Raw genomic sequence first — 24,360 nt, 5'->3', positions numbered from 1 at the left:
TCAATATTCAATTAACATAAAAAGTATGAGCGATTCAATAAATGAAAAGGTTCGTTGCCTTATAATAGGTTCCGGTCCTGCAGGATATACAGCAGCAATCTATGCTTCCCGTGCTAACTTGTCTCCGGTATTGTATGAAGGTATTCAACCGGGCGGCCAGCTTACTACAACAACAGAAGTGGAAAATTTTCCGGGATATCCCGAAGGAATCACTGGTCCGGAACTGATGGAAGACTTGAAACAGCAGGCGCTTCGTTTCGGTGCAGATATTCGTTTTGGTATCGCGACGGAAACGGATCTTTCGGCTGCTCCATACAAAATTACAATTGACGGGGAAAAGGTTATTGAAGCGGAAACGGTAATTATTGCAACCGGGGCAACTGCTAAATACCTGGGTATTCCGGATGAACATAAATATGCAGGAATGGGTGTATCTGCCTGTGCTACCTGTGATGGTTTCTTCTATCGCAAGAAAGTGGTGGCTGTTGTCGGTGGCGGTGATACGGCTTGCGAAGAGGCTATCTATCTGGCAGGACTGGCCAAACAGGTTTATCTGATTGTCCGTAAGCCTTTTCTGCGTGCTTCGAAGGTTATGCAGGAACGTGTATTTAACACGCCGAATATTATGGTATTATTTGAACATAATACAATTGGTCTGTTTGGTGAGAACGGGGTGGAAGGTGCCCATCTGGTAAAACGCATGGGCGAATCGGATGAAGAAAAGGTGGATATCGCTATTGACGGTTTCTTCCTGGCTATCGGACATAAGCCGAATTCCGATATTTTCAAACCGTGGATCGATACGGATGAAGTAGGATATATCAAAACCGTACCCGGTACGCCACGTACGAAAGTTCCGGGAGTTTTTGCTGCGGGCGATGTGGCTGATCCGCATTACCGCCAGGCGATTACGGCTGCCGGAACTGGTTGCCAGGCCGCTATAGAAGCGGAGCGCTACTTATCCGAAATTGGAAAATAACGAAAAAGTAGTACCTTTGCGCCACTCAATAAATAAGTGGAAATGAGAAAGTATTGCCTGTTATTTCTGGTCTTTTTCCTGCTTCAAGCGATTGGAGCGGTCGAATCTCCTAAGCACGAAATCCGTGCGGTTTGGCTGACTACTATCTATGGTCTCGATTGGCCGAAGAAGCCGGCTACAACGGAAGCGGGGAGAAAAGCACAGCAACAGGAATTATGTTCTATGCTGGATAAGTTGGCTGATGCCAATTTCAATACAGTGTTTTTGCAGGTTCGTCTGAGGGGTGACGTTATTTATCGTTCGTCTATTGAGCCTGCTTCCAAAACTTTCTCAGGAAAATACGGAACGATGCCCGGATATGATCCGCTGGCATTTGCAATAGAAGAATGTCACAAACGGGGGATGGAATGCCATGCCTGGTTTGTGACATTTCCTGTTGGTACGGATAAGGCTGTGAAGGAACAGGGAAAACTGTCCGTTGTGAAGCGCAAACCTAAACTGTGTAAGCGTCATAATGGCGAATGGTATCTTGATCCGGGGGTGCCGGAGACTGCCGATTATATTTTGTCGCTGGTGAAAGAATTGGTAAACGGATATGATATCGATGGTATCCAGTTCGATTATATCCGTTATCCGGAGCAGGCAAAGACGTTTCCGGATAAAGCGGTTCATCAGAAGTATGGCAAGTCTACCCGTCTGGCGGATTGGCGGCGTGAGAATATCAATAAAATGGTATACCGTATTTATGACTGGGTGAAACTGGCAAAACCCTGGGTTCAGGTCAGCAGTTCGCCGTTGGGTAAATATAACCGTATCGAACGGGTTCCTAATGCCGGATGGACGGCGTACGAAAGTGTTTTCCAGGACCCTAAAATGTGGATGGAGAAAGGAAAACAGGATATGATTGTTCCGATGATGTATTACCTGCATGATAACTTTTTCCCCTTTGTGGATAACTGGGTGGAAAATTGTAACGGACGTTTGGTTGTTCCTGGTTTGGGAGCTTACCGGATGGATAAGTTGGAGGCGGACTGGACGGTAAATGATATCACAGACCAGATAGATTATAGTCGTTATTATGGTGGTGCCGGTGCTACTTTTTTCCGTTGTGAGAATGTTCTGGATAATACAAAAGGACTGTATAATGAACTGAAAGATAATTATTATAAATATCCTGCTCAGTTATTTCCGCTGACCTGGCTGAATGACCGTGTTCCTATTGCTCCGGATGAAATTCGTGTGGATCGGGAAGGGGATGAATTGAAATTGTCCTGGCAGAAGCCGTTGGAAGAAAAAGAGGATTTAACCTATACGGTTTATTATTCATTGACGGATTCGATCGATACGGCATCGGCCAAATATATGCTGGCGACAGGGATAAGGGATACGGTTCTGTACCTGCCTGTCGGCCCGAATGAAGAAAGAGGATATAGTTTCAGTGTCTCGGCCTCTACCCGCTATCATATAGAGAGCCAGCCGTCTCCGGAAACGTATTATTACCTTTCCAGATTTCCTAAATAATATTAACGATTAGGAGCGGATTTACGAAAGCACTATCTTTGTGCTGAATGAAAAAAGCTGTAACATATTTGTTTATCGTTTTTCTGGCGTCTCTTATTTTTTATGGAGGGGCCGGAGTGAATTTTATTACCTACTGTTGTGGCGATTGCCGTACGGAAGGTGTTGCAGTTTTATTGAATGATAATTGCTGTGAAGTGCATGGTCATGACTGTTGTGATGAGGCGGCAGAAGCACCTGTATGTTCTTCCGGCTGCTGTGAAGATGACTGTTGTGATCTGGAACGCATCAGTTTTGACTGGAGCAGTTTTAATAACCCCATTGTAGAATTACAGCCGGTAGTGGTCGACCTCTTGTCGTTTGGCTCTTCCTTAGCCTCACTCGTGCCGGTTCCTTCCATAAAAGAATTTATAGCACAGAATCAGGATGGACCACCCATTGTCTGTCCCCGTATTTATTTGAATTTATTGACTGCACTTTTGATTTAGCAGGTCTTTATCTACTTTTCCCTTGATGGAAAAGTAGTCAAAAGATCAAGGCTGCACCGGCTTCACTGCTTCGGTGAAAGATTCCGCTGTCGCATCTGAACTCGCTTCGCTCAAACAGCAGATGCTCCTACCGCTCCATCTTTCCCCTTCGCGGACGTTCATCCGCTGAGGCCTTGACAAGAACGCAACGCGTTCTCTTAGGATGGCCGATACAGATAGTTGTGTAAGAGACTGATACCTATATAACAGGTGGTTTTGGCGATCCCAAAAGGAAGCTCTGCTTCCTCTGAATTAATGATTATAACTCAAATGTAAGACATGTTGAAACAACTCTATCTTATTATAATATTGACTTTCTGCGCAGTTTTTGCCCAGGCGGAGGAAGTAAAAGGGCATGTGTTTGATGATAACAACCAGCCGATCATCGGGGCGAATGTTTATTGGGAAGGGACCCAACAAGGCACGACTACCGATGTAGACGGCGCATTTGAACTGAAAACAAGAAAAAGTACAAACAAACTGGTTGTAAGTTATATCGGTTATGAAACGTTTGTCATGCCGGTAACGAATACTGATGAATCTCTTACTATAAAACTGAAAGGCGAAGTAACCCTGGAGGAAGTCGTGATCAGCGAGCGTAAAATAGGAACAATCGCTTCGCGTACCAGTGTGTTGCAAACTCAGAAGATCACCTATGATGAACTTTGCCGTGCTGCCTGTTGTAATCTGGCGGAAAGTTTTGAGACAAATCCTTCTGTGGATGTGTCTTATGCCGATGCAGCAACCGGAGCTCGCCAGATTAAGCTGTTGGGATTGGCCGGAACATATGTGCAGATGCTGACGGAAAACTATCCGAATTTCCGTGGAGCAGCTTCCTTATACGGCTTGGATTATGTTCCGGGTGCCTGGATGGAAAGTATCCAGGTCTCCAAAGGAACCTCTTCCGTAAAGAACGGATATGAGGCATTAGCCGGGCAGATCAATGTTGAATTTAAGAAACCGCCTACGGCTGATATTTTTTCTGTAAACCTGTTCGGTAGTGATGCCGGACGGTACGAAGGAAATGCGGATGCTTCCTGGCATATCAATGATAAGGTTTCGACCGGTTTACTGGTGCATTATTCGAATGATAAGAAACAGCATGACGGTAATGATGACGGTTTTCTGGATACACCTTTAAGAGAACAGGTCAACCTGATGAACCGCTGGTATCACAAACTGGATAATTATGTAGCCCAGTATGGAGTTCGTTATCTGCACGAAAGCCGTACGGGAGGGCAGGCCACCAAACATCATGATTTTACGGATCCGTATCGTGTGCAGTTGAATACGAACCGGGCGGAGTTATATACCAAACAGGCTTATATCATCGATAAGGAAAAGGTGGAGAGCGTAGCCTTGATCCTGTCCGGTTCTTATCATGAACAAAAGTCCATGTATGACCGTACTCCTTATAATGTATATCAGAACAATGTCTATGCGAGCCTGCTCTATGAAAAGGAATTTTCTCCGGCCCATAGCCTGAGTACCGGTTTGAGCATGAACTACGATGGTTTTAACGAGAACCTGTTGCAGAATGATGTGCGTAAAGTGTTCGACCGTACGGAAGTTGTTCCGGGTGCCTATGTACAATATACTTACAACCTGAATGATAAGCTTATACTATTAGGCGGCATCAGGGCAGATTACAGTTCTTTGTACGATTTCTTTGTTACGCCTCGCGTACATATTAAATATAATCCGTTCGACTGGTTTCATGTCCGTGCTTCTGTCGGTAAGGGGTTCCGTACGGCTAATATTCTTGCAGAAAACAATTTCCTGTTATCCAGTAGCCGTAAAATGAATATTGCGGATAATCTGGATCAGGAAGAAGCCTGGAACACTGGCGTTAATTTGTCATTCTACATTCCTCTGTTTGGAAAAGAACTGACGCTGACCGGCGAATGGTATTATACCAACTTCCTGAAGCAGGTAGTTGTCGATATGGATAGCGATGCCCATGCCGTCAGTTTTTATAACCTGGACGGTAAATCCTATTCAAACAGTTTCCAGGTGGAAGCGACTTATCCTTTCTTCCGTGGGTTTACACTGACTGCCGCCTACCGTTATACGGATGCTAAAACCGATTACCGGAATGCAGAGGGTGTGACACAGCGCTTGAAGAAACCGTTGGTAAGCGATTATAAAGCATTGGCAACCGCATCTTATCAAACCCCGCTGAAGAAATGGCAGTTCGATTTGACCGGACAGTTCAACGGAGGAGGCCGGATGCCGACACCGGATGCGACAAATCCGCTGTGGAAGCCTAATTTTAATGCTTATACAGTTGTGAATGCGCAAATTACAAAGTATTTTCGCAGATGGTCCGTCTATGTCGGCGCGGAGAACTTGTTTGACTATAAGCAATCTCATCCGATCATAGATGCGGAAAATCCGCGGGGAGACAATTTTGACGGTTCGATGGTCTGGGGACCGGTTCACGGACGGAAGATATATGCCGGCCTGCGTTTCAACATCAGCCGTGATTAAATAACAGAAAATATTTACCAATTAATACAGATACATTATGAAACAGTTAGTAGTAGCATTGATTTGTGCCGTTTTTACTCTTTCTACGGTTTATGCACAGGATGCAAAAAAGAAAAAAGACACCGTTACTTTCTTCGTTGAAGGGATGGAATGTGCCAATTGCCAGAAAAAAGTAGAAAAGAATATCTCATTCGAAAAAGGAGTGACCGATATGAAATGTGACCTGACTACCCGTACGGTAGTTGTCACTTACAAACCGGATAAAACCTCGAAAACCAAACTGGCATCAGCCTTTAAAAAGATCGGTATGGAGGCTGTGCCTGTAGACGATGGAGCCGGATGTCCTGTCAATCCTGCGAAAAAAAAGTAAGCAGTCTATATCCGTTAACACGGAAATTCGGTAGAACATCTTATCTTTGCAAAGCATACCTGTAGGGGGCGGATCTATGTGTCCGCCTCTTTTATGAAAAAAAGTTCGTAAAACATGCAGCGTTTTGCACGAGAATAACATCATAATATTTGTACGGCCTCGTAAGAGGTGAGAAGGCACACACTGAATGGATGAGACACAACTGATAAATGGTTGTAGGAAGGGAGACAGGCTGGCTCAGAAAGAGCTTTACGAGAGGTATTCCCGCAAAATGATGGGAGTTTGTCTGCGTTATGTGAACGACAGGGAGACTGCTCGTGATTTGCTGCAGGATGGATTCGTTAAAGTTTTTACCAGTATGGACTCCTATTCGGGAATTGGCTCATTCGAGGGGTGGATGCGAAAGATCTTTGTAAATTGTGCATTGGAATATTTGCGTAAATCAGATGTGCTGCGCGAATCGACTGATCTGGATAATACGGCGGAGCTGATCCAACCGGATGCTTCGGCTATCTCCAATATGTCGGCGGCTGAACTGATGCAGCTGGTACAGGAGTTACCTGCCGGTTTCCGTACGGTATTCAACCTGTTCGCAATTGAAGGGTATTCGCATAAGGAGATCAGCGACATGTTGAATATAACGGAGAGTACGTCACGTTCACAGTTTACGCGCGCCAAACAGATGTTACAAAAGAGGATTAACGCATTGTATTAAGAGGAAAGAATGGAAAAGGAAAGAGATACATTTGATGATTTGTTCCGCTCGAAATTGCAGGATTTTGAGGTGGATACAATGCCGGGGGACTGGGAGGCCATAGCCGATCGTTTGCCGGTAAAAGCGCCGGTACCTTTCCGCCGGACATTACGCTACTGGGCTGCGGCTGCCGTAGTTTCGCTGTTGATGATAACAAGTGGCGTTTATTTATTCAAGTCAGAGAAGGAAGCGACTCCTTTGGCTGAAAAGATCGAACAGGAAACAAAGAAAATAGAGACGGAACTGGCAAAAGAGACAGAAGCGTCTGTTACTCAGGTACAGCCTGTCGAGGAAAGAATTACTGCATCACCGGTGGCAGTTGTGCAACAGTCGGTTATGCAGGCAACATATAAGGCGACTGTAAAGGTTGCTGAAAATGAACCTGCCGTTATTTCTTCAGATGATGATATGGAGGAGAATGCAGAAGTTATAACACTGCCGGATAATACTGCTGTTGTTGAAACAGAAGAAGTTGCGCAGGATTATCCGGAAGTGGGTTCTGCTGATGATACCCGTTCGTTGATAGCGGATGCAGCTCCTGTCGGCAAGAAAAAGAAAGAAGTATCTCCACGCAGATGGGGATTTGGCATGGGAGGCGGAAGTGTGACTGCCGGAACAAGTAATTCGCTGAATACATATGCTTTGAAGAATACATCGCTTACGGATCAGGAGTTATTGTTTTTGAATTCTGCTAATTTTGAGAATTCAGCGCGAAAGACAAATGTAAAACATAAGACACCGGTTTCTTTGGGGATGTCAGTGAGTTATTCTTTAAATAACCGGTTTGCTTTAGTAACCGGTTTGAATTATTCCTTATTATCTTCTTCCTGGGAAACATCCGATGCCTACCACAATAAAACGAGTCAGAAACTTCATTTTATAGGTATTCCGTTGTCTTTGACATATAGAATAGCTGAATGGAAACGTTTCCAGGTCTATGCGGCAGCGGGAGTCATGACAGAAGTGAATGTGGCGGGTAAATTGGTGACAAAAAAATACATGCATAATGAATTATATGAAAAGGAAGCTGATCATATTCGTATGAAAGAATGGTTCTGGTCTGTGAATGCCCGTGCCGGTGTAAGCTATCCATTGTTTCGTTTTGTAAGTCTTTATGCAGAAGTAGGGGCTGATTATTATTTCGATAATGGCAGTTCGATCGAAACTGTCCGTTCTGAAAAACCATTTAATGTAAATCTGCAGGCCGGTTTCCGGTTTGGCTTTTAATAAGAAACAAATACTAATAACATAAAAATTAAAAACAGAAAATGAAGAAGCTAAAATCTTTAGGGGTGGTTGCCGCAGCAACTATTTTGTTGACCTCTTGTTTGGATGGTAATAATGAGAGTAGTTTAAACGGTTTTGGAGTTATAGACTATTCGGATGATTTTAGGACTGTGGCTTATATAGATGATTATACTCCTGTATATTCTCCTGTGTTCAAAGATTATCAACCGGGTGATTGTATTTATTTTACTAGTACTTACAGTTCTGATGATCCAGCGAATAATGGTTCGAATAAATATGCAACGGTTTCTAATGCTGTAGTCACAAATAAATTGGATAATAAAGGATATTTTTCAAGTAGTGTTGATACTGCAAATATAATGCCTAATGAGATAGCTGCTTTGGATGCAACTCTCATGTTCATGACTCCATATTCATTTACTCTTAAAAACTTTATGTTTTTGGGTTCAAGTCATGAAAAAGCAGCAGCAGATCAGGATAATCAATATATTTTACAATATAATCCAAGTCTAGAGCCTCAGACCGTAGATGGAAAACGTGTTTATGATTTCTTTTTGCGTGTTGTGAAGAATGCTGATGGTAAAGGTGTCGTAGGTAATAACGCTTTTTATTATGCGTTTAAAACAAATGGTCATTTTAAAACTTTACAGTCAAGAGAAACAGCAGCAGGAAATGAGACGTTGAATATCCGTATTAACTATATCAAAGAGTTTAATAAAGATACAACCGCTGCAACATGGGGTAAGTCTCAGATTTTCCAAACTCAGATACTGAAAGAGTCTAATTAATAAAATGAAAAGCGAACTAACTTCTTGTTCATTAGTTAGTTCGCTTTTGTTTATGTGTGACTTTAATTGGGTGGGAAATAATTATATACTTTTACGCTAAATTTAACACTGCTTATTCTATCATTCCAAGTTCCTTTTTGGCAAGGTATTATATTTAAGTCATATAAAACCTGTATATATCCTGATACTATTAGACAATTGCCTTTCCATGATGTTTGGTCATAGCATTCTAATACGGACTTTACCCCTGGTACATCAGAATTACAGTAAACCCCAATCGAAGATATTTTTTGAAAAAGGCTGTGATCAATGGTGAATTTTTGAGGAACTCTATTATATAAATTTACAGCATCTTGCATTATTCCTTGTAAGCCTATATTTTCATACATCTGTGCATATCCATCAAATTGATCATAGTAATTGGATTTTGTTTTTATAGTATCCATTTTATTTATAGAATCTAGCTCAACTTCTTCTAATGGATATTTGGCTTGAAATTTTTCTTTATTATCGAAATATTCAATTGTTCCATCTGGATGTATATAAGTTTGTACTTCTTTGTTTTTTTTAAATATACTATCGATTAATGAATTAAGCTCCTGATTTTCTATAACAAGAGAATCGCTTAATAATTTTCCTTGAGAATGGTAATCTTTTCCTTCATAAATAATATGAATAGAAAAAGATTTACTTTTTGTTTTCAATTCACTTTGACCATTTTCTTGGATTAGGTCACTTTGGCATGATACTAGATTTAAGAGTATCATTAATAAAAATGTGCTAGAAGAAATTAGATTTTTCATGACTTTGTTTTTTAGTTAATAAATATTACTGTAAAATTGCATATTTGATTTTATATAAAAGTGGATTTATGGTAGTATAATTGTGTTAATTGTGTATGAATTAATATTTATAATCGATAGGCTTTGATTCTTTTTAGGGTGAATTTATTTCAATTATTTGTAGAGTAAATCCATATTTATGATAATGTAATTTGCATAGAATCTGTATTGTTTTTTTAATCAGGGTTTTATGCTTGATTTAGAGTGGCTTTAAATCCATATTTGCGTTTTGCTTGTGTTTGGTTATTTTAAGTTAATGAAAAAGGTGCGTTTTAAAAAGTGGATTCACTGTCAAGATTACTATAAATAATTCTTTGTACGGAATAAATCTGTTACCAACATTAGATTATCCTTTCTCATTAACTCTATTAATACCGATGCTTTTGACGGATCGGCTTTTATTGTTTGTAATTCCTGTTCTGTGATACCAACCAGCTGCATAAAGTCCAGTTTTCCGTGGATTGTATTTACGCCGGGGACTTCTGTGTCATTTACAATCAGTAAGGCTGTGATGGCTGATTCGACATCCCAATTAATGGATTGTCCGTTACCTGCTATGAATTGCAGTGGCTCGAACCAGCGTTCCTGGGTAAAAGTGTAGCGAGCCAGGTTGCTCATCATGCTGATGGTCCATTGACATTCTTCACTCGTTTTGACCGGTAGTTTTATGGTCATCTCGTATCCCCATTTGCTAAATTCGTTTTCCTGTGCTTCTTCGTTGGCATATAATTCGCTCATGCCATAGGTAACAAGATGTTTGTAGCCGTTGGGGGAGGTGTAGATGCTGTATCCGTCAAGATACTCGTCACCACCCATCATCGCTCTGGAAATGATGTTGGTGCCGAAATGTTCCGGCTCTTGTCCGGGATAAAGTTTTTCGAAACATTCGTCGATAGCATCCCATCCGGGAGCCCAGTCTTCATGTTCCTCTGCATATTTTTTATATTCTTCTTTGTTCATAACCGTATGTGTTTGTTATGAACAAAGATAGAAAGAGTTTCCGGGAATAAAGATTTTAGTCAATAAACTTCTTGATTTGTTCCAGAAGGGCCCCTTTTTCCATTACTCCGGAAGTACGCCAGACTATTTCACCCTTTTTGAAAATGATTAAAGTCGGAACGGACTGGATCCGGTACAGGTTGGCGACAGCTTCGTTTTTATCGACATCGATTTTCAGAATACGTGCCTGGCCAACCAGTTCCTTGCCTAACGCTTCCACTGTCGGACTCATTACTTTACAGGGACCACACCAAGTGGCAAAGAAGTCAACCAAAACCGGTTTATCTCCATGTATGATATCTTTGAAAGTTTCCATATTGCTAGTATTTATGATTGCAACAAACAATTATTTATCTTCATTTATAACAGTTACTTTGTAGTGGTTGTTCATTAGCCAGTGTGGTAGAGCTATGACGAAAGACATCGGTAGGTAGAGAGTGTTTAATAGGTGAGTTTTATTAACTTTGTATGAATAAACTGCGTTATAGGCAAATGTCGGGTGAAAGTTTATACATTAGGTTTAATTCATTAAATGTACTATCATACTATCATTTTCTAGTGTATGATATTGTTTTCCAGTTGATTAATGTATGATAGTAGATGCTTTTAACTATCACTTATCTATCATTTAACTGTCATTTTAACAGGGTTTTAACTAACGGTTAGTCTTTTTTTGACTATAAAAGCTGTTCATTACTGCTGTATACGGTACCTTATCATTCGTCGGCCTACCAGCTTTTTATACCAAAACTATGATTTAACTTCACTCGGATAAAGACTTTTTGTTGCCAGGATGCCCGTCTCACCTGATTTTACACCCCCATCCTGACGATGCTTACACCCGGGTGTCGATGATATCAAGACCCGGGTGTCAAGCAATAGTTTTTACTATCTTGCTGAAAATTAGTTATATATTTACTGAAAATAGCAAACTGTCTTCCCTGCTTTTTAAGCAGGGTAAGCTGGTTACTCCCTCCAAGGTTTCATTATTGACATCTGTCACTTTACTGGAAACTTTGATTTCTGTTTGCTGTGCATATAAAGGATAAGCTAGTAATCCTAAAAGCAGTATCTGAATGATCTTTTTCGTCTTCATATTTTTGTCGTTTAATAATTTATCAGCAAAGCTATGGGGTGGGGAAGCGGGTTTCAAATAAGATTGACGAATTGCTTGTTTTTTGAGGTGAATTGCAGAATTCATATAAGTTCACTACATTTACACTATTGAAACGAAGATACACATGGATACTGATTTTATAAACATAACAACAGCAAATCTTGCCGATGAGCATTTATGCTGCATTATCCGCACTAAAAAGCTACATCCGGGTGTTGAGGCAAAGCGTCAATGGCTTTCTGACCGGCTGAATGAAGGTCATGTCTTTAGAAAGTTAAATGCGAAGGCAACGGTTTTTATCGAATATGCTCCTTTGGAAACAGCTTGGGTTCCCATAATCGGGGATAACTATTATTACCTCTATTGTTTATGGACTTTGGGCAGTTACAAAGGGAAGGGATATGGAAAATCATTGATGGAGTATTGTATTGCCGATGCCAAAGAAAAAGGTAAATCCGGTATTTGTATGCTCGGGGCAGAAAAACAAAAATCCTGGCTTTCCGACCAGTCATTTGCGAAAAAGTTTGGTTTTGAGGTGGTCGATACTACCGATAACGGATATGAATTGCTTGCACTTTCTTTTGACGGAACAATGCCGAAGTTTGCACAAAATGCCAAAAAGCTGGAAATAGAAAGCAAAGAGCTGACAATTTATTATGATATGCAGTGTCCTTATATCGATCAAAAAATTGGGATTGTTAAACAATATTGTGAAATGAATGATATCCCTCTATCATTGATTCAGGTGGATACATTACAAAAAGCGAAGGATTTGCCTTGTGTTTTCAATAACTGGGCTGTGTTTTATAAAGGAAAATTTGAAACGGTGAATTTAATACAAGACGTTACCCACCTGAAGAGAATACTTAAGAAATGAAAGTATAATTTTGACTTCCTTGCAATAAGAATACTGGTAAAACACATCGAAAATAATTAATTTTGCACCCTTTTTCGGAAGAGTATTATATTTAATTCTAAACAAAGACAGACGATGAAAAGATTATTTCCCGCTAGCCTGTTTGTGTTGGCTGGTATGCTTTTGCAGCTGGTTGGCTGTAAAGATGATGAAGTATCCCTACCCGATGAAGGTGGTTTTGTAATTGAAGAATTGCCCGTCAGGATGACGGAAGCTGCCTATAATGAGGATAATACGTATTATTTGTTGAACGATGAAGAATCGCCGGATATTTATTTCGATTCGAGCCAGCGCAGTTTCTATGTCACTCAGCCGTTGCAGATTCAATTGGACGACGATCATAATTTCCAACTCCGTTTTTATAGTCCCAGAGCGTTGAAAAACGTAACTATCTGGGCGACTATTGATGGATATGATGAAGAGTTCATGTTTATGTCGCTCGAAAAGGTGCTGCCGTTTCAGCAACTTCGGGTATGTATTCCGTTTGCCACTCAAGACTTGACGGCTTATACCCGTAGCGGAAAAAAGATCCGTATCATGGCAAACCCGTATCTGACGGGAGAAAACATTTCTTTCACGGTAGAGTCTGACGATCCTTATTGGGACAGGTTGCAATCTATTCGTTGCAAATGGCGCATCGCTTTTGGCAGATATAGTGATACTCAGGCTAGCTGGAAATATAAAATGAAGGCTTCGCATACACGTGAAGCTGTAGCTATTGCGCTGAACATGAGTTATATGTTCTCGTCGCAAAAGTTCGAGAAAGCATTGTATGAGTTTGGACCGTTGCATAGTAACAATGACAGGGTGGAGATCGACAAAAGCGCCCTGTTGACGAGAGTACTCAATCATGCTGGACTGGTTTTCGGATATACGACAGGAGTCATGGGGCTGGGGGGAGGAACTACCTTCGGTATGCATGAGGTGTGTTATTTGGAACATTATGCCGACGATAAAAGTATTACGGAGACTATCTTTCACGAATTTGCACACTGTCTCGGATATGGCCATGCCGGAAATATGACATACGAACAAACCGGACCAGGCTGGCCTACTTTGTGTAATAATGTATATGTGGATTTATCGCTGGAGAAAGAACTGCCGGTTTATTCTCGCCGTTTCTTACATACCCGCCGGAGTAAAAACAGGTATTTTGACGATATCTATGTAGCTTCTAAGTATATTATTGAAGATCCGGAACTGGATGCCCTCGATGGTGGGTTGTCACCGCTACGCGAAGAGAATACTTCTGAGGGAAACGATGGAGAACCTGTTACTTTCAAGTTGGATTATTCAGATGTGCCGGGAGCAACGGCAGCTACTTTCCGTCCGAAAGATGTGTTTGCATATGGTGATACGTTGTATGTCGTGAATGATGCCGATAATAACTATAGCCTGGAAGTATTCAGTATAGCGAACGGTGGTAAGAAGTATTTGGAAAGTATCAAGGAATGGACCTGGGAGGATGCCCAGGAAAAATTTGCAGGTCGACCGAATGGGGTTACACGTGCTAACGGAAAGATTTACGTTACTCATGAGGGTAGCCGAACGGAGATTTTTGATGCGACAGACCATCAGTTTATCACTTGTATCGGTACCGGTAGTTGGGGAACAGGGCCTTCGCAGACTGTTCATGCTTTTGATGTGCTATGTTATAAGGGACTGATTATGATTCATGATAAACGTTATATCGATATTGTGGAAGAACGAATTTTGGAACCGGGGAAAAAGGCTCCGCGTATCTATATCCGTTCCGAACATTTGGGTGAAACCGCCGGTACTTATGGTATGGCAGTAGATGAACAGAGCGGACTATTGTATTCTACTCATCCGTCCAAACGTATAGATATCTTTACCCCTGATGCTATCCGTGAAGGAGTAACATTTAAACGTGTCGATCAGCTGACGTATGCAAATATTCCTTATGCCTTGGATTTTTATGAAGGTCGGTTGTTTGTTAGTTCAAACGGCAAGGAGAAGTTTTGCGAAGTCGATCCGGTGACAGGCGAAATCTTGAAAGATTACACGGTTGTTGGAGATGTCACCTTGCAGGTTCCGGAAAAATTCTGTATTCGCCGTAATACCTTGTTTATGATAGACCGTACAAAGAGCGGAGCGTGTATCTATGCAATCCCTATGAATGAATTAAACTAAGTTGATCCCATAAAAATGAAAGTGAATATGAAAATGTATGTTTATATCTGGTTGGTATTGTTGGGTATACTGACCATTCGGTGCAGCAGTGATGATATAGGGAACCCGGAGGAGGATTCGCCCGAATATGATAGTTATTGGTATTATTCTTATGAGGCTGCACAGTTAGTTAATGCGGAAACTTTAGGAATGGAAGCCTTGGAGGACTTCTCGCCTTATACTGTAGCACATCTGGGAGATACTCTTTTTATTGCTAACATAGGAAAGGAAGGAAACAGTTTGTTGGTATTCAATACAAAGGAGGGGCGATTGCTGGATGTGGTGAAATCATGGCAATTCGACAATGAGGAAAAGAATTTCGGGAGTTCGATCGAAGCTATTGTTCCGGCAGGAAATCGATTATATGTTGCTGAGCGGCAGTCGCGCATTCATGTGTTCGAACTACCGGATCTGACTTATGTCACTTGCATTGGAAATGGACAATGGAGTGGTCCGGTATTTCAGGCACAAGCGCTTGCGGTGAAAGATGGCCTTATCTTTGCACGCGACAAGAACGGAAAGGTCAGTATTTATAAAGAGTCGGATGTTACTCAAGAAAATTATCAGAAGATAAACCGTCATTGGCAAGTTTCCGGAAATAACAGTCCGGGTAATAATGGTTTTGCTCCTCACTATATGCAGTTCAATGCAGAAGGGAATATTCTGCTTACAGATTATGAGGGAAAGAAAATACGTGTACTCGATCCGACATTGGTAAATGATGATTTGGTAAACGGAACTTCCATCGATATGGACGAACTGTCTCTTTCTCTCGAATTTAAACCTAAGACGTTTGCTTTGTGTAACGAACGTTGGTATGCAACCGGTGATAACGATGCTATCAATATATATGATAGCCAACAAGGTGAATGGGTGAAAAAAATAAAGACCATCAAAGGATACTCTTTTTTACTGCCTGTTCGTATTTATGCGCAGAACGATTCGGTGTTATGGGTTTCGGATACACATAAATCGATGCAGACATTGGTAAAAATGATTGTGCATAAAGGAGAGATACGCGAGTAAGTATCTAAGCGTGGCAAGCATGTGTTTAGTGGATATTTTCTTAAAAATATATGCTTTCTAATTTGTTGTCTATCAGGTATGGTTGAAATATTGGTGTATTTTTTTTGCTTAAAGTATTGCAGAATTAAAAATAATATCTACCTTTGCACCGCAATCGAGAGAGATTGATTATCCAAGAAGAGGTTCGGTAGTTCAGTTGGTTAGAATACATGCCTGTCACGCATGGGGTCGCGGGTTCGAGTCCCGTCCGGACCGCCTCTTTTGAATAATGTTTTGTCTTTTTATTTTATTTGGTTCGGTAGTTCAGTTGGTTAGAATACATGCCTGTCACGCATGGGGTCGCGGGTTCGAGTCCCGTCCGGACCGCCAAAAAAGTCTGTTAGTCGTTAGATTAGCAGACTTTTTTTATGTTTGGGCGTTTCGTGTGTTATGGCTTTTTTCATTTTCCAATTACCTATTTAGAAAACAGGTTTGTTACAAATCTATACTGTTTGGCAACTTTTCATAAACCATACGGTGATATGTTATGATAATTTGTTACTTTTGCAACTCAATATAAAAAAAGAAAACGGAGAAAGAAAAATGGACGTCGCCATTATTAAGTATAATGCCGGAAATATCTACTCAGTGAATTATGCACTGAAACGATTGGGCGTAAGTCCTGTGATAACAGCGGACCCGGAAGTATTAAGTAAAGCAGATAAAGTGATCTTCCCAGGTGTAGGGGAGGCACAAACGACAATGGCTCATCTGCAGGAACATAAACTGGATGCTGTTATTAAGGATCTGAAACAACCCGTATTGGGTATTTGTCTGGGTATGCAATTAATGTGTCGTCATTCTGAGGAAGGAGATGCAGAGTGCCTGGGGATTTTTGACACGGAAGTAAAGCGGTTCATTCCCCACCGTCATGAGGATAAGGTGCCCCATATGGGATGGAATACCATCACTCAGGTTAAAGACGGTTTATTTACCGCACAATTGGAGAATAAATTTGTTTACTTCGTACATAGTTATTATGTACCCGTAAATGAATATACGGCTGCTACCACTAATTATATATTACCGTTCAGTGCTTCGCTGCATAAGGATAACTTCTACGCAACGCAGTTCCATCCGGAGAAAAGTGGTTCGGTCGGTGAAGTAATTCTGAGGAACTTTCTAAAACTGTAAGAGAATATGATCGAGCTTATCCCTGCAATAGATTTGATAGATGGCAAATGTGTCCGCCTGACGCAAGGCGATTATGATACCAAGAAGGTGTACAACGAAGATCCGCTGGAAGTGGCGAAGATGTTCGAAGCGCATGGCATCCGTCGTTTGCATGTAGTGGATCTGGACGGTGCCCGTCAGGGACGGATCATCAATTACCGTGTGTTGGAAAGACTGGCAACACGGACCGCTTTGGTGATAGACTTCGGTGGCGGACTGAAGCAGGAAGACGACCTGGAGATCGCTTTTGAAAGCGGTGCGCAGATGGTGACCGGCGGAAGTATCGCAGTGAAGAACCCGGAAGTTTTTACTTCCTGGATTACCAAGTTCGGAAGCGAAAAGATTATATTAGGCGCTGATGCGAAAGATAAAAAGATCGCTATCAGCGGGTGGGAAGAAACTACTGATAAGGAACTGATCCCTTTCATCGAGGGGTATTACGACAAAGGAATCACAAAAGTGATCTGTACGGATATCAGCCGGGATGGAATGCTGCAGGGACCGGCTATCGGATTATATAAGGAAATACGGGAAGCATTACCTTTTATATATATCATAGCCAGCGGCGGCGTCAGTTCGATAGAAGATATAGAAAAACTGGCTGAGGCGGGAATACCGGCGGTAATTTTCGGCAAAGCCATCTACGAAGGAAAGATCGATTTGAAAGATCTGCTTCGTTTTACGTGAAACAAAGGAGAAATCAACGTATGCTAGCCAAGAGAATAGTGCCCTGTCTGGATATTAAAGATGGAAAAACAGTAAAAGGTATTAATTTTGTAAATTTCCGCGATGCAGGAGACCCTGTGGAGTTGGGAACTCAATATAGCCGGGAAGGAGCTGACGAACTCGTCTACCTGGACATAACCGCTTCGCATGAAGGACGTAAGACCTTCACCGAACTGGTCAAAAAAGTAGCTGCAAATATCAGCATCCCTTTTACTGTGGGCGGCGGTATTAACGAATTGAAAGATGTAGACCGTCTGTTGAGTGCCGGTGCCGATAAGGTATCCATCAACTCGGCGGCACTGCGCAACCCTTCGTTGATCGAAGAGATCGCGAAGAACTTCGGAAGCCAGGTCTGTGTCGTGGCTATCGATGCAAATTATGAGAATGGCGACTGGATCTGTTATCTGAACGGCGGACGTATCCCGACAGAGAAACATCTTTTCCAGTGGGCGGCCGAAGCTGAAAACCTGGGAGCCGGAGAGATCCTGTTTACCAGTATGACACACGATGGTGTGAAAGACGGCTATGCAAACGAGGCGTTGTCGACCCTGGCGGACAACCTGCATATCCCGGTCATTGCATCGGGTGGTGCCGGAAAGATGGAACATTTCCGTGATACATTCGCGGCAGGTAAGGCTGATGCGGCATTGGCTGCCAGCGTATTTCACTTCGGTGAAATCGGCATAGCCGACCTGAAGCAGTATCTGAACAGGGAAGGAATCAATGTAAGAATATAATTACAAGAATAAGATGAAATTAGATTTTGAAAAAATGGGCGGACTTATCCCGGCAATCGTTCAGGATAACAATACCAACAAAGTATTGATGCTGGGTTTTATGAATGAAGAAGCCTATGAAGAAACAAAGGAAACCGGTAAGGTGACCTTCTTTAGCCGTACAAAGAACCGTTTATGGATGAAAGGCGAAACCAGCGGCAACACCCTGCAGGTGGTTAGCATGATGGTGGATTGCGACAATGATACGATCCTGATCAAAGCCAATCCCGCCGGTCCGGTTTGCCATACAGGTGCTGATACCTGCTTCGGCGAAAAGAATGTGGAAGATATCATGTTCCTGAAATATTTGCAGGACTTTATCGAACAGCGCCGTCAGGAAATGCCGGAAGGCTCCTATACGACCTCCCTGTTTTTGAAAGGTGTGAACCGTATGGCCCAGAAAGTGGGAGAGGAAGCGGTTGAAACTGTGATCGAAGCGACCAACGGAACGGAAGACGGCTTTATCTACGAAGCATCCGACCTGATCTATCATCTGATCGTATTACTCACCAGCAAAGGACTTCGTCTGGAAGACCTGGCACGCGAATTAAAGAAAAGACATAAAGGATAAATTACTATGGAAGATACAACACTGCTCAGACTGGATGGCGTAGAAATCTGCCGCGATGAAAATGTCATTTTACACGATGCCTCTTTTACCTTGTGTAACGGGGAGTTTGTGTACGTCATTGGAAAAGTAGGCTCCGGAAAGAGCAGTCTGTTGAAATCCTTGTATTGCGAAATCCCCATCAGTCAAGGCGATGCCTGGCTGTTGGATTACAATCTCTGTAAGATGAAACGGAAAGATATCCCGTATCTTCGCCGTAAGCTGGGGATTGTGTTTCAGGATTTTCAGCTGCTTACCGACCGTTCGGTGATCAAAAACCTGGAGTTCGTCTTGCGGGCGACAGGCTGGAAGAAAAAGAGCGAGATTAAGGAGCGCATAGACGATGTGCTTCACCAGGTGGGTATGCATAATAAAGGGTACAAGATGCCGCACGAACTATCGGGTGGCGAGCAGCAACGTATCGTCATAGCAAGAGCACTCCTGAATGATCCTAAACTGATATTAGCCGATGAGCCGACCGGCAATCTGGACCCTGAAACAAGCGGCCAGATCGTACAGCTTCTGCACGACATCTGTGAGAAGGGTACGGCGGTGATAATGACTACACATAACTACACACTGGTGCATAATTATCCGGCCCGTATAGTTAAATGTGAGAATGCACGCCTGGGTGATGTCGGTGAATAATTTTTTATGTAACTTTGCACACGCAAAAGAAGCAAGGAACGAACAATTTAATTATAGGAAAAGAAAATGAAAATTTTAAAGTTTGGCGGTACTTCTGTGGGATCTGCACAGAGAATGAAAGATGTAGCAAAATTGATTTGCACGGGCGACCGTAACATTGTCGTATTGTCTGCCATGTCAGGTACAACCAACTCGTTGGTTGAAATATCCGACTACCTGTACAAGAAAAATCCGGATGGTGCAAATGAAATCATCAATAAGCTTGCACAGAAATATTACGGACATATCGAAGAACTGTACAGTACCGACGAATATAAGCAGAAAGCCAAAGAACTTGTAAAATCTCATTTCGATTATATCCGCACTTTTACTAAAGACCTGTTCACCCTGTTCGAAGAAAAGGTCGTGCTGGCACAAGGCGAGTTGATCTCTACCGGCATGATGAACCTGTATCTGAATGAAACAGGTGTGAAGTCTGTCCTGCTTCCGGCATTGGAATATATGCGGACGGACAAGAATGCAGAACCGGACCCTGTATATATCAAAGAGCGTCTGGTTAAACTGCTGAATGAACATAAGGATGCCGAGTTGTATATCACTCAGGGTTACATTTGCCGTAATGCTTACGGTGAAATTGATAACTTGCAGCGTGGTGGTAGCGACTATAGCGCTTCTTTGATCGGTGCAGCCCTCAATGCTGATGAAATCCAGATCTGGACAGATATCGACGGAATGCACAACAACGATCCGCGCATCGTAGATAAAACATCTCCTGTCCGTAACCTGCATTTCGAGGAAGCAGCTGAACTGGCTTACTTCGGTGCGAAGATCCTGCACCCGACTTGTATCCTGCCGGCCAAGTTGAACAATATACCGGTTCGCCTGCTGAATACTATGCAGCCGGATGCTCCGGGTACATTGATCTCCAACAACACCGAAAAAGGAAAGATCAAAGCCGTTGCAGCGAAAGACAATATCACTTCCATTAAGATAAAGAGCGGCCGTATGCTGCTGGCTACCGGTTTCCTGCGTAAGGTATTCGAAACTTTCGAAAACTACCAGACTCCGATCGACATGGTTACTACTTCTGAGGTAGGCGTATCGGTAACGATCGACAACCGCAAACATCTGGAAGAAATTGTAGACGACCTGAAGAAATACGGAACCGTTACCGTAGATGAAGATATGGTAATTGTTTGCGTAGTCGGTGACCTGGAATGGGATAACGTCGGTTTTGAAGCCCGCATCGTTCAGGCGATGAAAGATGTTCCGGTACGTATGATATCATATGGCGGTAGCAACTACAACGTTTCGCTTCTGGTGAAAGCCACTGATAAAGTGAAAGCGCTGCAAGCGTTAAGCGATCATTTATTTAACAACTAAATATATGAGGGCAGCCTTTTCCGGACTGCCCTTTTTTTTAATTTATATATAATAAAGTAATATGCTCAAAGGAACATTCCCGATAGATAAATTGAAGGCACTTCCTACGCCCTTCTATTATTATGATGTAAAGTTATTACAGGATACACTGGATATGGTGAAGAACGAAGCCGGCAAATACGGCTATCATGCACATTATGCCGTAAAGGCAAATGCCAATCCGCGAATCCTTTCTATCATAGCTGAAAACGGACTGGGTGCCGATTGTGTAAGCGGCGGTGAGGTTAAAGCGGCATTGGATGCAGGTTTTCCGGCAGATAAGATCGTTTTTGCCGGTGTGGGCAAAGCCGACTGGGAGATCAACCTGGGACTGGATAACGATATTTTTTGTTTCAATGTGGAATCGGCGGTAGAGTTGGAGATAATCGACGAACTGGCTGCCGCAAAGAATAAAGTAGCCTCGGTCGCTCTCCGTATCAACCCGGAAGTGGATGCCCATACACATGCCAAGATCACGACCGGTATGAAGGAGAACAAGTTCGGTATCAACCTGAGCCAGTTAGGACAGGTGCTGGATAACCTGGCGAATCTGAAAAATGTGAAACTGATCGGTATCCATTTCCATATCGGTTCGCAGATTACGGACATGTCGGCTTTCCGTAACCTGGTGATTCGTGTAAACGAAATACAGGAAGACCTGGAAGCACGTGGTATCCGGATCGAAAATGTGAATTTCGGAGGTGGCCTCGGTATCGATTATTATCACCCGAATCATTTGCCGATCCCGGCTTTCGATAATTACTTTGCCGTATTCAACAAATTGCTGAAAGTGCGTCCCGGCCAGCAGGTACATTTCGAACCGGGCCGCTCGGTAGTAGCCCAGTGCGGTACGCTGATCTCAAAGGTACTGTATGTAAAGGAAGGCGAGACAAAGAAATTCGCTATCCTGGATGCCGGTTTCACCGAACTGATCCGTCCGGCCATGTACGATGCTTATCACCGGATCGAGAATATCTCCAGTGATGAAGAGGTTGAATTGTATGATGTAGTTGGCCCTATCTGCGAATCATCCGACGTGTTCGGCAAAGATGTAGAATTGAATAAAGCACATCGCGGGGACCTGATCGCCTTGCGTTCGGCCGGTGCTTACGGCGAGGTGATGGCTTCCCAGTACAACTGCCGCCAGCTTCCGAAAGCCTACTATTCCGATACGATTTAATTGTTAATTAATTATATAGAGAAAGCCGGGTTTCTTTGTTTTTGCAAAGGTTCCCGGTTTTCTTGTTTGTTGTGTTTCCTTTTTTACTACCTTTGTACGATCCCGTCATGTGGGGTGTGGTTTAACTTGAATGTTCGTAAAGATAGAATGTGATGAAAAATAAAGAGTTATATAGCATATTCATAGTTTGCTTGTTGATGATGTCCTCTTGTCTGGGGGATACGAATACACGGATCACCGTAGGGGAGCAGGAAGCAGTGTATCAGACCCGTCCGACCCAGGGTTTCTTTGTTGAGGGCGGGCGTTTCCTTTATGGTACCAATTTAGGCGTAAGCGGGAATAATGGCGATTGTTTTCTGATAAAATATTCATTTGATTCGGCTACTCCTGAGTTACAGAATTCGGATAGTTTGTCTATCGAGTTGATAGAAAATCCTGTTCCTGTGGATTTGTGGCCTGTGGATAAAAACTGGACGGATACAACGGTCGTATTGAAAGACGAGATGCTGACGAAGGCTATCACTGGAAGGGACTTTTATATCAGAGGCCGGTTGTTTTTATGGAGTACCCATACGGTTGTGGAGAATCAGAAGGATAGTTTCATGATAAGCTATAATCCTGAAAACCTGTATACCCAGGAAGACGGCAAACGTATTTACAATTTATATCTGAGAGCGATAGCGAGAATTGAAGTCGGGGAAGGAGAGGAGCTGCCTAAAGGCCAGCAACTGAACCTGGTGAATGCCTTTAGTGTGGAAGAGTTCTATAATATGGTGAGTGCTTTGGAGGAAGAAAAAGGCAGTAACACATTTTCTATAGCGATCAATTATGCTTCTGCTTTTAATAAGGATACGACGGCCTGTATCTGGGACAGGACGGAACCGATAGAATATAAAATTAACAGCAGGACTGAATAAGGAAAAACAGATAAATAGAGGGGATAGGGAGAATACATTCAAATAGAAAAACAGAGAGATGTACAAGGAGATAATTAAATGGGTTATAGCCATCATATCCCAACCGGGGAAGGCCTGGGATATGCTGTCGAGGAAAGAAGAGAAGGGCGACGAGTTCTTGTCGCGCTTTATATATCCGTTAATCGGGCTGGTAACTGTGGCAGCTTTTCTGGGCGTATTGTTTACACGGAAGGAATTTGATGTCGAACTGGCGTTGAAGTCGTCGATCAAGACGCTGGTCGCTTCGTTCGGAGGTTTCTATCTCGGGGCGTATTTGCTGAATGAAGCCTGGCAGGGGTTGTTTAAAAGAGAGAAAGATATGAAACTTTGCCAGCGTTTTGTCGGTTATTCATCCTCCCTGATGTTTGCGTTGAACGTCGTACTGATGCTGTTGCCGGAGTTTTTCTTCCTACGCATCTTTATACTTTATACATTTTATATTGTATGGGAAGGTGCCGGTCCTTACATGCAGGTGGAAGAGAAAGAACGCCTGAAGTTTGCCGGTATAACGACCGTTATCATTTTGCTGACACCGGCGGTGATCGAGTTTGTTTTATTCATGCTGATGCCGGGGTTACGTTATTGACAGTTAGAAAAAGATGAAAGAAAAGATTAGTAATAATATACAGATAAAGAATAAGCGGGCAACCTTCGATTACGAATTGCTCGACACTTTTACTGCCGGGATTGTGCTGACAGGGACGGAGATCAAATCCATCCGCCTGGGAAAAGCCAGCCTGGTGGATACGTTCTGTATCATGGAGAAGGGCGAGTTGTGGGTAAAGAACATGTATATCGCCGAGTATTTCTATGGTACCTATAATAATCACGTCGCACGCCGCGACCGCAAACTGCTGCTTACCAAAAAGGAACTGCGCAAGATAGACAGTGCCGCCCGCAACAGTGGTTTTACCATTATCCCGACCCGTATGTTCATTAATGAAAAAGGGCTGGCGAAAGTGGTTGTCGCTATTGCCAAAGGTAAGAAGGAATACGATAAGCGCGATTCCATCAAAGCCCGTGACGATAAGCGGGAGATGGACAGGGCATTCAAACGGTAAGAGAT

Annotated in this window: 25 protein-coding genes and 2 tRNA genes; 23 read left to right on the top strand and 4 right to left on the bottom strand. The window is 42.6% G+C overall.

Features of this window, described 5'->3' with window-relative positions; all coding sequences use genetic code 11:
• Positions 1 to 25: 25 nt before the first annotated feature.
• The 8 genes from trxB to K6V26_RS15905 all read left to right on the top strand — a co-directional run bounded on the left by trxB (position 26) and on the right by K6V26_RS15905 (position 8,674).
• Positions 26 to 979, top strand: a complete 954-nt coding sequence (trxB, locus tag K6V26_RS15940; RefSeq protein WP_046145166.1) for a thioredoxin-disulfide reductase — start codon at positions 26 to 28, stop codon at positions 977 to 979.
• A 42-nt stretch (positions 980 to 1,021) separates the two neighbouring features.
• Positions 1,022 to 2,500 (top strand): glycoside hydrolase family 10 protein, encoded by a 1,479-nt coding sequence (locus K6V26_RS15935; protein WP_224263270.1) that lies wholly within the window; start codon positions 1,022 to 1,024, stop codon positions 2,498 to 2,500.
• Positions 2,501 to 2,547: 47 nt separating this feature from the next.
• Positions 2,548 to 2,985, top strand: coding sequence for a hypothetical protein (locus K6V26_RS15930; RefSeq protein ID WP_224263269.1), 438 nt, complete (start codon positions 2,548 to 2,550; stop codon positions 2,983 to 2,985).
• 318 nt (positions 2,986 to 3,303) lie between these two features.
• The gene (locus K6V26_RS15925; protein WP_224263268.1) at positions 3,304 to 5,514 is read left to right on the top strand and encodes a TonB-dependent receptor; all 2,211 of its coding nucleotides are present in this window, start codon (positions 3,304 to 3,306) and stop codon (positions 5,512 to 5,514) included.
• A 37-nt stretch (positions 5,515 to 5,551) separates the two neighbouring features.
• Positions 5,552 to 5,884 carry a cation transporter gene (locus K6V26_RS15920; RefSeq protein ID WP_224263267.1) on the top strand — a complete coding sequence of 111 codons (333 nt, stop codon included), beginning with the start codon at positions 5,552 to 5,554 and terminating at the stop codon, positions 5,882 to 5,884.
• 187 nt (positions 5,885 to 6,071) lie between these two features.
• Positions 6,072 to 6,599 (top strand): RNA polymerase sigma factor, encoded by a 528-nt coding sequence (locus K6V26_RS15915; protein ID WP_007657421.1) that lies wholly within the window; start codon positions 6,072 to 6,074, stop codon positions 6,597 to 6,599.
• Positions 6,600 to 6,608: 9 nt separating this feature from the next.
• The gene (locus tag K6V26_RS15910) at positions 6,609 to 7,865 is read left to right on the top strand and encodes a porin family protein (RefSeq protein WP_224263266.1); all 1,257 of its coding nucleotides are present in this window, start codon (positions 6,609 to 6,611) and stop codon (positions 7,863 to 7,865) included.
• 41 nt (positions 7,866 to 7,906) lie between these two features.
• Positions 7,907 to 8,674 (top strand): BFO_2992 family lipoprotein, encoded by a 768-nt coding sequence (locus K6V26_RS15905; RefSeq protein ID WP_224263265.1) that lies wholly within the window; start codon positions 7,907 to 7,909, stop codon positions 8,672 to 8,674.
• A gap of 62 nt (positions 8,675 to 8,736) precedes the next feature.
• Here the strand turns inward: K6V26_RS15905 and K6V26_RS15900 are convergent, their stop codons facing one another.
• From K6V26_RS15900 to K6V26_RS15885, 4 genes are all read right to left on the bottom strand, one after another.
• Complete coding sequence (locus K6V26_RS15900; RefSeq protein WP_224263264.1) at positions 8,737 to 9,477, bottom strand: hypothetical protein; 741 nt, start codon at positions 9,475 to 9,477, stop codon at positions 8,737 to 8,739.
• A 339-nt stretch (positions 9,478 to 9,816) separates the two neighbouring features.
• Positions 9,817 to 10,476: a suppressor of fused domain protein gene (locus K6V26_RS15895; protein WP_224263263.1), complete on the bottom strand. Its 660-nt coding sequence runs from the start codon at positions 10,474 to 10,476 to the stop codon at positions 9,817 to 9,819.
• 55 nt (positions 10,477 to 10,531) lie between these two features.
• Positions 10,532 to 10,831, bottom strand: a complete 300-nt coding sequence (gene trxA, locus K6V26_RS15890; RefSeq protein ID WP_046145158.1) for a thioredoxin — start codon at positions 10,829 to 10,831, stop codon at positions 10,532 to 10,534.
• 591 nt (positions 10,832 to 11,422) lie between these two features.
• A complete protein-coding gene (locus K6V26_RS15885; protein WP_007657427.1) occupies positions 11,423 to 11,716 on the bottom strand; it encodes a hypothetical protein in 294 nt (97 codons plus the stop codon).
• Between the two features lie 40 nt (positions 11,717 to 11,756).
• Between K6V26_RS15885 and K6V26_RS15880 the strand changes: the two genes are divergently transcribed.
• The 15 genes from K6V26_RS15880 (at position 11,757) to smpB (ending at position 24,355) form a co-directional block, all read left to right on the top strand.
• Positions 11,757 to 12,509 carry a GNAT family N-acetyltransferase gene (locus K6V26_RS15880; RefSeq protein ID WP_224263262.1) on the top strand — a complete coding sequence of 251 codons (753 nt, stop codon included), beginning with the start codon at positions 11,757 to 11,759 and terminating at the stop codon, positions 12,507 to 12,509.
• 114 nt (positions 12,510 to 12,623) lie between these two features.
• Positions 12,624 to 14,702: a YncE family protein gene (locus tag K6V26_RS15875; RefSeq protein ID WP_224263261.1), complete on the top strand. Its 2,079-nt coding sequence runs from the start codon at positions 12,624 to 12,626 to the stop codon at positions 14,700 to 14,702.
• Between the two features lie 27 nt (positions 14,703 to 14,729).
• On the top strand, positions 14,730 to 15,767 hold the full coding sequence (locus tag K6V26_RS15870) for an NHL repeat-containing protein (protein ID WP_129698336.1): 1,038 nt from the start codon (positions 14,730 to 14,732) through the stop codon (positions 15,765 to 15,767).
• 181 nt (positions 15,768 to 15,948) lie between these two features.
• A tRNA-Asp gene (locus tag K6V26_RS15865) sits at positions 15,949 to 16,022 on the top strand.
• Positions 16,023 to 16,059: 37 nt separating this feature from the next.
• Positions 16,060 to 16,136 (top strand) — tRNA-Asp (locus K6V26_RS15860).
• A 213-nt stretch (positions 16,137 to 16,349) separates the two neighbouring features.
• Positions 16,350 to 16,940 (top strand): imidazole glycerol phosphate synthase subunit HisH, encoded by a 591-nt coding sequence (gene hisH / locus K6V26_RS15855; protein WP_007657442.1) that lies wholly within the window; start codon positions 16,350 to 16,352, stop codon positions 16,938 to 16,940.
• Between the two features lie 6 nt (positions 16,941 to 16,946).
• Positions 16,947 to 17,666: a 1-(5-phosphoribosyl)-5-[(5-phosphoribosylamino)methylideneamino]imidazole-4-carboxamide isomerase gene (hisA, locus tag K6V26_RS15850; RefSeq protein ID WP_007657444.1), complete on the top strand. Its 720-nt coding sequence runs from the start codon at positions 16,947 to 16,949 to the stop codon at positions 17,664 to 17,666.
• 20 nt (positions 17,667 to 17,686) lie between these two features.
• Positions 17,687 to 18,442 carry an imidazole glycerol phosphate synthase subunit HisF gene (gene hisF, locus K6V26_RS15845; RefSeq protein ID WP_010802324.1) on the top strand — a complete coding sequence of 252 codons (756 nt, stop codon included), beginning with the start codon at positions 17,687 to 17,689 and terminating at the stop codon, positions 18,440 to 18,442.
• 13 nt (positions 18,443 to 18,455) lie between these two features.
• On the top strand, positions 18,456 to 19,052 hold the full coding sequence (hisIE, locus tag K6V26_RS15840) for a bifunctional phosphoribosyl-AMP cyclohydrolase/phosphoribosyl-ATP diphosphatase HisIE (RefSeq protein ID WP_007657448.1): 597 nt from the start codon (positions 18,456 to 18,458) through the stop codon (positions 19,050 to 19,052).
• A 6-nt stretch (positions 19,053 to 19,058) separates the two neighbouring features.
• Positions 19,059 to 19,736: a cell division ATP-binding protein FtsE gene (locus tag K6V26_RS15835; protein WP_007657449.1), complete on the top strand. Its 678-nt coding sequence runs from the start codon at positions 19,059 to 19,061 to the stop codon at positions 19,734 to 19,736.
• Positions 19,737 to 19,802: 66 nt separating this feature from the next.
• Positions 19,803 to 21,119 carry an aspartate kinase gene (locus tag K6V26_RS15830; protein WP_007657450.1) on the top strand — a complete coding sequence of 439 codons (1,317 nt, stop codon included), beginning with the start codon at positions 19,803 to 19,805 and terminating at the stop codon, positions 21,117 to 21,119.
• A gap of 61 nt (positions 21,120 to 21,180) precedes the next feature.
• Positions 21,181 to 22,338, top strand: coding sequence for a diaminopimelate decarboxylase (gene lysA, locus K6V26_RS15825; RefSeq protein ID WP_007657451.1), 1,158 nt, complete (start codon positions 21,181 to 21,183; stop codon positions 22,336 to 22,338).
• Positions 22,339 to 22,490: 152 nt separating this feature from the next.
• Positions 22,491 to 23,255 (top strand): hypothetical protein, encoded by a 765-nt coding sequence (locus K6V26_RS15820; RefSeq protein WP_224263260.1) that lies wholly within the window; start codon positions 22,491 to 22,493, stop codon positions 23,253 to 23,255.
• A 58-nt stretch (positions 23,256 to 23,313) separates the two neighbouring features.
• Entirely contained in the window at positions 23,314 to 23,880 is a 567-nt protein-coding gene (locus K6V26_RS15815; protein WP_007657454.1) for a YIP1 family protein, read from the top strand.
• A gap of 13 nt (positions 23,881 to 23,893) precedes the next feature.
• Positions 23,894 to 24,355, top strand: coding sequence for an SsrA-binding protein (gene smpB, locus K6V26_RS15810; RefSeq protein WP_007657455.1), 462 nt, complete (start codon positions 23,894 to 23,896; stop codon positions 24,353 to 24,355).
• The last annotated feature ends 5 nt before the right edge of the window (positions 24,356 to 24,360 follow it).

Source organism: Parabacteroides goldsteinii (assembly GCF_020091425.1).
Lineage (GTDB): Bacteria > Bacteroidota > Bacteroidia > Bacteroidales > Tannerellaceae > Parabacteroides > Parabacteroides goldsteinii.
Note: the sequence above shows the minus strand (reverse complement) of the source record. Positions and strands in the feature narration are given on the sequence as shown.

Bases quoted from the DNA above. Each gene is read 5' to 3' on its own strand.
- trxB (WP_046145166.1), top strand. From the start codon at position 26: ATGAGCGATTCAATAAATGAAAAGGTTCGTTGCCTTATAATAGGTTCC.
- K6V26_RS15935 (WP_224263270.1), top strand. From the start codon at position 1,022: ATGAGAAAGTATTGCCTGTTATTTCTGGTCTTTTTCCTGCTTCAAGCG.
- K6V26_RS15930 (WP_224263269.1), top strand. From the start codon at position 2,548: ATGAAAAAAGCTGTAACATATTTGTTTATCGTTTTTCTGGCGTCTCTT.
- K6V26_RS15925 (WP_224263268.1), top strand. From the start codon at position 3,304: ATGTTGAAACAACTCTATCTTATTATAATATTGACTTTCTGCGCAGTT.
- K6V26_RS15920 (WP_224263267.1), top strand. From the start codon at position 5,552: ATGAAACAGTTAGTAGTAGCATTGATTTGTGCCGTTTTTACTCTTTCT.
- K6V26_RS15915 (WP_007657421.1), top strand. From the start codon at position 6,072: ATGGATGAGACACAACTGATAAATGGTTGTAGGAAGGGAGACAGGCTG.
- K6V26_RS15910 (WP_224263266.1), top strand. From the start codon at position 6,609: ATGGAAAAGGAAAGAGATACATTTGATGATTTGTTCCGCTCGAAATTG.
- K6V26_RS15905 (WP_224263265.1), top strand. From the start codon at position 7,907: ATGAAGAAGCTAAAATCTTTAGGGGTGGTTGCCGCAGCAACTATTTTG.
- K6V26_RS15900 (WP_224263264.1), bottom strand. From the start codon at position 9,477: ATGAAAAATCTAATTTCTTCTAGCACATTTTTATTAATGATACTCTTA.
- K6V26_RS15895 (WP_224263263.1), bottom strand. From the start codon at position 10,476: ATGAACAAAGAAGAATATAAAAAATATGCAGAGGAACATGAAGACTGG.
- trxA (WP_046145158.1), bottom strand. From the start codon at position 10,831: ATGGAAACTTTCAAAGATATCATACATGGAGATAAACCGGTTTTGGTT.
- K6V26_RS15885 (WP_007657427.1), bottom strand. From the start codon at position 11,716: ATGAATTCTGCAATTCACCTCAAAAAACAAGCAATTCGTCAATCTTAT.
- K6V26_RS15880 (WP_224263262.1), top strand. From the start codon at position 11,757: ATGGATACTGATTTTATAAACATAACAACAGCAAATCTTGCCGATGAG.
- K6V26_RS15875 (WP_224263261.1), top strand. From the start codon at position 12,624: ATGAAAAGATTATTTCCCGCTAGCCTGTTTGTGTTGGCTGGTATGCTT.
- K6V26_RS15870 (WP_129698336.1), top strand. From the start codon at position 14,730: ATGAAAATGTATGTTTATATCTGGTTGGTATTGTTGGGTATACTGACC.
- hisH (WP_007657442.1), top strand. From the start codon at position 16,350: ATGGACGTCGCCATTATTAAGTATAATGCCGGAAATATCTACTCAGTG.
- hisA (WP_007657444.1), top strand. From the start codon at position 16,947: ATGATCGAGCTTATCCCTGCAATAGATTTGATAGATGGCAAATGTGTC.
- hisF (WP_010802324.1), top strand. From the start codon at position 17,687: ATGCTAGCCAAGAGAATAGTGCCCTGTCTGGATATTAAAGATGGAAAA.
- hisIE (WP_007657448.1), top strand. From the start codon at position 18,456: ATGAAATTAGATTTTGAAAAAATGGGCGGACTTATCCCGGCAATCGTT.
- K6V26_RS15835 (WP_007657449.1), top strand. From the start codon at position 19,059: ATGGAAGATACAACACTGCTCAGACTGGATGGCGTAGAAATCTGCCGC.
- K6V26_RS15830 (WP_007657450.1), top strand. From the start codon at position 19,803: ATGAAAATTTTAAAGTTTGGCGGTACTTCTGTGGGATCTGCACAGAGA.
- lysA (WP_007657451.1), top strand. From the start codon at position 21,181: ATGCTCAAAGGAACATTCCCGATAGATAAATTGAAGGCACTTCCTACG.
- K6V26_RS15820 (WP_224263260.1), top strand. From the start codon at position 22,491: ATGAAAAATAAAGAGTTATATAGCATATTCATAGTTTGCTTGTTGATG.
- K6V26_RS15815 (WP_007657454.1), top strand. From the start codon at position 23,314: ATGTACAAGGAGATAATTAAATGGGTTATAGCCATCATATCCCAACCG.
- smpB (WP_007657455.1), top strand. From the start codon at position 23,894: ATGAAAGAAAAGATTAGTAATAATATACAGATAAAGAATAAGCGGGCA.